This is a genomic window from Aquamicrobium terrae, from assembly GCF_040545735.1.
GTDB classification, from domain to species: Bacteria; Pseudomonadota; Alphaproteobacteria; order Rhizobiales; family Rhizobiaceae; genus Mesorhizobium; species Mesorhizobium terrae_A.
Window position 1 is genome coordinate 1 of record NZ_JBEPML010000038.1, and the last position, 7348, is coordinate 7348.

Below are 7348 nucleotides of genomic sequence, written 5' to 3' on the forward strand. Positions count from 1 at the left end.
CCGCCGAGGCATGGGTCCTCATCGCCAATATCCGCATGCTCACGCGCAGACTGGCAAGACATTGAAAACATGCCGATCTTTATGATTCAGACACTAAGAGAGCGGAGAATTGGACACCTTTGTCGATGCCTATGCCAAAGGCGACGGTGGCGACCATGATGACCGCCTCGCCATGCTGGAAGCGCATCGGGTTGGCCTGGTGCACCGTCTTGTCCATGCCGGCGCGATAGGCAAGCGCATCGTAGCCCAGGTCCTTGAGCCAGGCGGCAGTTTCCTCCGTCCGCCGGATGGCTGCAGCCGGTCGATTCGAGATATTGTCATCGCAAGGCCGTCTGCACAGCCGCAGCAAGTTTCGCCGTTCCATGAGCGTGGGGTTCAGGCCCATCGAGCGCGTAACCGGGCGGACAGCATGAGATCTGCCGGGAGCTCATCTCTGATCGATCGCTGGTCACAGACCTCAGCTAGCGCACGCCTACAACGATTTCCGCATGAGATCGGACACGCGGCATGACATAATATGTTCCACTCCAAGCCGTCCGTTGTGAGATTCGGTGGTTTCCTGAAAGCCACAGCGTAGATAGAATTCTCTGGCAGCAAAGTTATCGACGTTGACACTGAGCATCAGCTTTGAAGCTTGTGGCCAGTGTGTTGCAATCCAACGGGCGGCACGGGCAACGGCCGTCGTTCCACATCCCCGCCCCTGCATATTCCCGCTGATGCGAAAATTGTGAAGACTGACTGCATCCGGGGCGGCCCAATCGGGCAATGCCTGCCCCTTTCGAAGCATCAGGAACCCGGCAATCTTGCAATCTGCCATGATCAGAAATGGGAAGCAGTCTTCTGAGTTCGGTCGGGCTTTCAAACGTCCTGCTATCGCGGTCATGCTTCCGCCAGCGAAGTCTTCCTCGCGGGCGCTCAGCTCAATCCCGGAAATCGTGGCAATCTCGGCATGTTGGATCTGTTTGAGAGAAACTTCCATACCTATGATCCCGTCAGGGATTTCGCTGACATCTTCTGGTTCCACGCGTTTGGAAGGTGCGGGGGTTATTGCTGTGATCCAATATTCAACAAGTTGCTGCAGATGTCCGCTGCGCAGTTGAGCCGGGGGCGAATTTCACCGGGGCCAATGGATCGGCGATATCTGAACAAGACATGCCAATCGTACTCACCCCTCCGCGATCCGCCCATACACAATTTCCGGGATTGTCGAGGATGTTGCGAGGCTGTTTGATGCCGGTTTGCTTGTCTTCTTTTATGGATCAGGCCTCTTTATCAATTCTGCCGGATCGACATCGAGGGCGCGCGCCAGTGCTTCGACTGTTTCAAGTGTCGCGTTGCGGCGACCGGCTTCGGCACCACTGAGATAGGCCCGGGGGCTACCGGACAGATGAGCCAATTGCTCCTGGGTTAAGCCCCGCTCCCGGCGTAACCGCTGCAGGTTCAAGCCGAATATACCTTGTATGTCCATCGGTTCAGTATTTCACATGTGCAATTTAATGCAACGTATTATAGTGCACATTCTCATTGACATATAGCCGGCATGTTGTTTGAACAGGGTGTTCGCGGTCGAGCCGGATGTGTCCGTCCCATGTCCGAGGTCGACATGGTGGCGTCGAGCGCTGTTGCCCGGACCAGACCGTTATAGCGGGGAGTTTCACCGAGATGAATATTATTGCGGGATACCGCTGCATCCGTTGCGGGACCCAATACCCATCCGATCAGAGGCTGGATACAAGGGGCTGCCCGAGTTGCCTTGAAACCGGCCCATCAAACCTTCGGCCTCTTTATCCGGTCGGAAACAGTTCCATTGACCTTGCCGCCACGAACAATCATGCCGGCAAATCCCTGTGGCAATATGCGTGCCACCTTCCCCCGTTTGGCGCCGGGATCGTGTCGCTTGGTGAAGGTTTGACGCCCCTTGTCCCTGCTGAACGTATTGGCAAGGTGCTGGATGTGCCGCACCTCGTTATTAAGGACGAGAGCCGCAATCCGACCTGGTCCCATAAGGATCGCTTTTCGACTGTCGCTATATCGGCTGCCCTCAACCAAGGGGCAAAGGTCGTGGCAACCGCATCATCAGGCAACGCCGGAGCATCGCTGGCGGCTTATGCTGCCAAGGCTGGACTTCAATGTGTCGTTGCGACCTTTGCCGGCGCGGCCGGCGCCATGATTTCACAAATCCGCGCTTATGGCGCGTCGGTCTTCCCGATGGCCCGCAAAACGGACAGATGGGCGCTTCTCGAAAAGGCTGCCGATCAGCTCGGATGGTTTGTCACCTCCCCCTATCATCACCCCGTCGTCGGCAGTCATCCGATTGGTATCGAAGGCTACAAGACGCTTGCCTACGAGATTGTCGACCAGTCAGGTGATCGCTTGCCCGACTGGTGCGTTCTGCCGGTTTGTTACGGGGATGCGTTGGCCGGCCTTGCCGCAGGATTTCACGAATTGTTGGAGATGGGCAAGATCAGCCGTGTGCCCAGACTGGTCGCAGCCGAGGTGCATGGCTCATTGTCGGCCGCGCTCGAAAGTGGACACGACAGGATCGAAGAGCAGGAGCAGAGATTTGATACAGTTGCCGTCTCGATCGGCACGACGCGCAGCACCTATCAGGCACTGAAAGCACTTCGGGATACGCGAGGGTGCGCGGTCTGCGTATCCAACGACCAGATCACATCCATGCAACGGATGCTGGCCGCCAAAGAGGGAATCTTTGCCGAACTGGCATCTGTCGCGCCTCTTGTCGCCGTTCAACGCCTGCGAGAGCAGAAGGTAATGGCTGCCTCTGACCGGGTGGTAGCGATCGTCACGGCTAGTGGGTTGAAGGATCTCGACAGCTCGGTCGAAGCCCCGGCGAGGGAGAAGCCGTTCGAAAGCGTTGAAGACGCGTGGACGCGGGCACTTGAAAGAACCGGATCGGGGCACAAGGCGTAGTTCGAGCGAATTCCGGCCGCCGACCCTAGGCTTGCGAAGGCGGCTTCACATCATCCAGACGTGCCCTCCCCCATTCATATCGGGTCCATTCCCATTCTTCCCGCGGGTCTATCGTTGAAAGTGTTTCAGGTTCATGGATCGCTTCGCCCGGCCAGCTGGGAAGGCGAGCCAGCCATTCCTGATTATAGACCGTATCCGCGTGTCGGAAGCCTTCATCGGGCATGATGACCGCAACGGTAGCATCAGGGTGAGTACGGGCGACCCAGGCGCCGACAAGGGCAGATGCGCCGCTTGTCGGTCCCTGGAAAATACCATGGTTTCGCAGCAGCACATGTGCGGAATGATATGCGGCATAGGCGCCAACCCAATGAACCTCGTCGATCAGGTGATGTCTGACGTTAGCGGGAATGACGCTGTTCCCCAGACCACGCAACATGCGCTTGCCCACCGGTTGGCCGAACAGCACACTGCGATGGGTATCGACAGCTGCAATCTTCAAATGTGGGTAGAGCTGCCGCAGGAAGGTGCCTGTTCCGCAAAGCGACCCGCCTGTTCCGATGCATCCGACAAGCCAGTCAATTTGCCCTGTGGACCTCACAAGTAGTTCTGCCAACCGGGCGTAGGACATCCAGTTGCCAGGGCTGTCATATTGCCGCGTCCAGAATGTCCCCGGCTGATCCTCCATGGCCTGCCTGAGATACGCCAACCTGCCCGGTTGATTCCCGTCACCTTTCTCGTCCTCCAGCACCACGACATTTGCGCCGAGCAGTTCAAGGCGGCGCTTGTAAGGACTGTCGATCAGGGTTTGTGCCGTTACCAGCGTGAGCCGGTAATTCCGTGCGGCCGCGAGAAGCGCCACAGCCATGCCAAACGTGCCGGAGGTCGTTTCTATGATGTGGCTGGCGGCTTTCAATTCGCGTGACTTCTGCGCCTGATCGAGAATGAAACGAGCCGGCAACAGCTTCATCAGAGGAAATGCGGCAGCAACGATATTCGGGCCAAGCCGCGCAAGCCGGGGCGTTTCCAATGCACGGAAATAGTCAATGTTGAAGGACATGGATGCCCCCTGCCCCGTTCACAGAAAAAACACCGATGTCCTGAAAGCCGGCATCGCTCAATTCGTTCGAAATCTTGCGAATGACGGACGTCAGGTTGGCGGACCCGGGATCCAGCAAAAGCCCGAATAAAGATCCGCTGTGAGCAACCTGAATGCCGAGCGCTCGATGGTGGTCGGCAAGTTCGATCACATAGTCGAAAGATGGTTTTGAGAGATGCCGTTGGCTGATATGGGCACTTAATGTCGCGGCCCGACCGAGAAGACGGGGATCTTGGAGCCGGACCGCTCGGGCCACTGCCCCGCGCAAGACACGGAACAACTGGATTTCTTCAAGGCTGTATCGCGCGGGAGGCAACTCGAGCGTGCTGACACTGCCAGTTCCGTTTGCCTTGAAGCCAAGAAGGATGAATGGTGGCAATGAACCGCCGAAATGCTCGAGAATCTCCCCTTCTCGCTGCGCAAAAAGCAAGGCCTCGGTTTCAAATGCGGTTGCGTCGGTCGCAGTCTCGGCTGCGACTGCCAGGCGGCTGATCGAAGCCGGCGTAAGTTTTGTTCTCAACGCCGAAGCCGCTGCCTGGATGGACGCAACCACATCCGCCGTCGACGAGCCGTAGCCGTGTCCTATCGGGATGTCGCTTTCGACGCGAAGCAGGCCGCCTGCTTTCGGACGCCCCAGTTGTTCGAGTGTCAGATGGGCCGCGCGTAACGCCTTTGTCTTTTCGCGAGGTTCGACGTTAAGATTTTCGCTCTCATCGAGGATGAGTTCGGCCGTCGAACGCAGACCATCCAGCGGAATCGTAACAAGACCACGGTGCAAAAGCCCCTGCTCGTCTTCGAATACACCCTGGATCAGTTCGCCGTGGTGGCCGATAGCATGCCCTTCTCCCCGTCCTGTATATAAAGACGGATTCGGCCCAGGTGCTTCTTCGACGGTCGTCACGGGCTTATCTCCGAACAGAAGCGTTCGGCCGGAAAGTGGACGAACCCTCAGTTCGCGTCACTTCCGGTAATTTGGTATTGACCGGGATGAGATGCCGGACGCGAGTGGTTGCGCAGCACCAGACTGCCGCGCAGCTCACCGGCATGCAGGTAAAAATATCGTGTAAAATCAACTATATCAACAGAAAAGAGCAAAGTGCTTCCAGTCTGTTGCAAAGCCGAGCGCCTCGGCGTAGTGTGCTCTTGCAACAGTTTGGGAACAAAATCCATATATATGTTGAAATGGTTGATTTCATTGAGTTAAATAATGATCAGCGGCGCGAAAAGGTCAATTCTGACCAGCGATTTTTGGCATTGGAGCAGGCTCGGCAGAAAGCCAACAGCTTCCGTGGCTCCCTTGTGTGGCACACTGTGAGCGGTGTCGATCATCTGGTGCGCAGCTACTATACATCCGCAGGCGTCAGACGTCAGAAGGTCGAGGGGCACCGGTCGCCCGAAACAGAAAAGAAAAAGGCCGATTGGGATGCCGCGCGGACTTTGGCACAGGAAACGTTGGCGGCCCGGCAGGAGCAACTGGAACGCCAGGCTGCGGTCAATCGCGCATTGAGGCTCGGCCGCGTACCGCTGCTCACGGCAAGGATCATCAGAGCTCTGGATAATGCCGGCTTGCTTGGTGCAGGCATACGCATCGCGGGAACCAACGCAATCTACGCCTATGAAGCGGCAGCCGGCGTGTTTGTGGATCCTGGCATTACGACGACGGAGGACATCGACCTTCTCATGGATGCTCGCCGGACGCTCAGGGTCTTGACCAGCGATCAGGTGGAAGACGGGACCCTTATCAATCTGCTGCGGAAAGTGGACAGGTCCTTTGAGCGCTCGCAGGCATCATTCCGCGCGATCAATCGTGATGGCTTCCTGGTCGACCTGATCAAACCGGTCGCTAATCCTGCATGGAGAAAGGATCAGGATGTGATCGCGAGCGACGACGGGGAGCTCGTCGCTGCCGGGATAGAAGGTTTGGCATGGCTGGAAAACGCCCCGCCTTTCGAAGCGGTCGCGATCGATGAGAAAGGCTGGCCACTGCGAATGATCGCGCCTGACCCACGCGCCTTTGCCGCACATAAGCTGTGGGTATCGAAACGTGTAGACCGAGAGCCGGTCAAGCGGCACCGGGATTTGGCACAGGCGAAGGCAGTGGCGCAACTCACCGCCTCACATTTCGACCACCTGCCCTATGAAGCGAACGCCATCAGGTCTTTGCCGAAGGCAGTTTTCGAAGATGCGAAGCCCTTGTTCGTGCTTGAGCATGGGGCGTGAGCAAAGCCTCTACCCTAACTGCCATAAAGCAACGATCGCTGTCCTTAGTACGAGAATTGGAAAAAGGGGGTAGCACCTACGACTGCTTAGAAGATTTTTCGAATCTGACTCCAGGCCCGCCGCCATTATCAGGAATAAAAACAATTCCTGCCGCTTCTAATGCTCGCTGTATCGCGGTGACATTGTTCCGATGAGGCACTCTTGTGCCACGTTCGAAATCCACCACGGTGGCTCGTGAAACCGCAGCCTCATCGGCCAATTGGCCTTGGCTCCATCCCAACATTGCACGTGCGCCCCGACATTGCTCAGAAGAAATCATACAATTTGTCAAATATCGCTATTTTTGGTTGACATTAATGTGCGTTAGCGTGTTAATGGCCGCACAGGTCACGAAAAGCGGTCGAACGAGTGCTGCAACACTCAGTTTGGCCCCGACCAAAACCTAAGCTGTAGGGAGCTCGGATCATGGCTGATTTCGAGAATAACATTTCTTTGCCTTTCGCCATTGGTAGACCAATAGGTGAAACTCGTGTGGTTTATCGCGCTGCGCTTGTCAGCTCAGGCGGGAACGACCTTCCCTCATCGTATTGAAACAACTGGAAATATAGTCGGGTAAGCGGCCGAGCAGGATGCTGCAACACCCTGCTCGACCTAACCAACAACCCAAGCTGTAGGGAGCTCGGATCATGGCTGATTCCGACCATAGCATTTCTTTGCCTTTCGTCATCCTGCGGCGCGGGGAGAAAATGCCATGATTGCAGTGGCGAGGCCAGCCGGCAGGCATAAGGGGTGCGCATCGGCCGCGCCGGCAGGAGACGGTTTCCGGCACAGGGACCCGGTTTTGGCGCTGGCGGATCGCTGGCGCGATGCGCATGCGCGGGCCCTTGCGCTGTGCCGGCGCCAGCAGCGGCTGGAAAGCAGGATCGCGCGGACGACGGGTTCTCTGCCCACTTCTTGCTCTGAAGAGGTTTTGGGACCCGCGCGCCGGACACGGGGCGACCTTGACCTCGGTTATTCGAAGGCGAAGGCGGCGGAGGAACGCTTCGCCGGGGAGACGGCCCGGCTCCTGGAGGAACTGGCGCGGACGCCGGCCCACTCGAT

Annotated in this window: 8 protein-coding genes and 1 pseudogene; 3 read left to right on the forward strand and 6 right to left on the reverse strand. The window is 57.3% G+C overall.

The features are described 5' to 3' along the window. Window positions 1–79 precede the first annotated feature (79 nt). The 3 genes from ABID37_RS26075 to ABID37_RS26085 all read right to left on the reverse strand — a co-directional run bounded on the left by ABID37_RS26075 (window position 80) and on the right by ABID37_RS26085 (window position 1468). The gene (locus ABID37_RS26075) at window positions 80–385 is read right to left on the reverse strand and encodes a hypothetical protein (RefSeq protein ID WP_354199881.1); all 306 of its coding nucleotides are present in this window, start codon (window positions 383–385) and stop codon (window positions 80–82) included. 87 nt (window positions 386–472) lie between these two features. Next, entirely contained in the window at window positions 473–979 is a 507-nt protein-coding gene (locus ABID37_RS26080) for a GNAT family N-acetyltransferase (protein WP_354199874.1), read from the reverse strand. Between the two features lie 273 nt (window positions 980–1252). Continuing rightward, window positions 1253–1468: a helix-turn-helix domain-containing protein gene (locus ABID37_RS26085; protein WP_354199875.1), complete on the reverse strand. Its 216-nt coding sequence runs from the start codon at window positions 1466–1468 to the stop codon at window positions 1253–1255. Between the two features lie 194 nt (window positions 1469–1662). Between ABID37_RS26085 and ABID37_RS26090 the strand changes: the two genes are divergently transcribed. Beyond that, window positions 1663–2931: a threonine synthase gene (locus ABID37_RS26090; RefSeq protein WP_354199876.1), complete on the forward strand. Its 1269-nt coding sequence runs from the start codon at window positions 1663–1665 to the stop codon at window positions 2929–2931. Between the two features lie 25 nt (window positions 2932–2956). Here the strand turns inward: ABID37_RS26090 and ABID37_RS26095 are convergent, their stop codons facing one another. Together ABID37_RS26095 and ABID37_RS26100 are read right to left on the reverse strand one after the other, a co-directional pair. Next, complete coding sequence (locus tag ABID37_RS26095) at window positions 2957–3988, reverse strand: PLP-dependent cysteine synthase family protein (RefSeq protein ID WP_354199877.1); 1032 nt, start codon at window positions 3986–3988, stop codon at window positions 2957–2959. Then, window positions 3972–4928: a GHMP family kinase ATP-binding protein gene (locus ABID37_RS26100; protein ID WP_354199878.1), complete on the reverse strand. Its 957-nt coding sequence runs from the start codon at window positions 4926–4928 to the stop codon at window positions 3972–3974. Before ABID37_RS26100 ends, ABID37_RS26095 begins: the two co-directional genes overlap by 17 nt. Window positions 4929–5032: 104 nt before the next feature. Here ABID37_RS26100 and ABID37_RS26105 point away from each other — a divergent pair, with 104 nt between their 5' ends. Further along, on the forward strand, window positions 5033–6247 hold the full coding sequence (locus tag ABID37_RS26105) for a GSU2403 family nucleotidyltransferase fold protein (RefSeq protein WP_354199879.1): 1215 nt from the start codon (window positions 5033–5035) through the stop codon (window positions 6245–6247). A 76-nt stretch (window positions 6248–6323) separates the two neighbouring features. Here ABID37_RS26105 and ABID37_RS26110 read toward each other — a convergent pair whose 3' ends face one another. Next, on the reverse strand, window positions 6324–6566 hold the full coding sequence (locus ABID37_RS26110) for a helix-turn-helix domain-containing protein (RefSeq protein ID WP_354199880.1): 243 nt from the start codon (window positions 6564–6566) through the stop codon (window positions 6324–6326). 522 nt (window positions 6567–7088) lie between these two features. Here ABID37_RS26110 and ABID37_RS26115 point away from each other — a divergent pair. After that, window positions 7089–7348: pseudogene (locus ABID37_RS26115) on the forward strand (hypothetical protein); the annotation flags it as partial.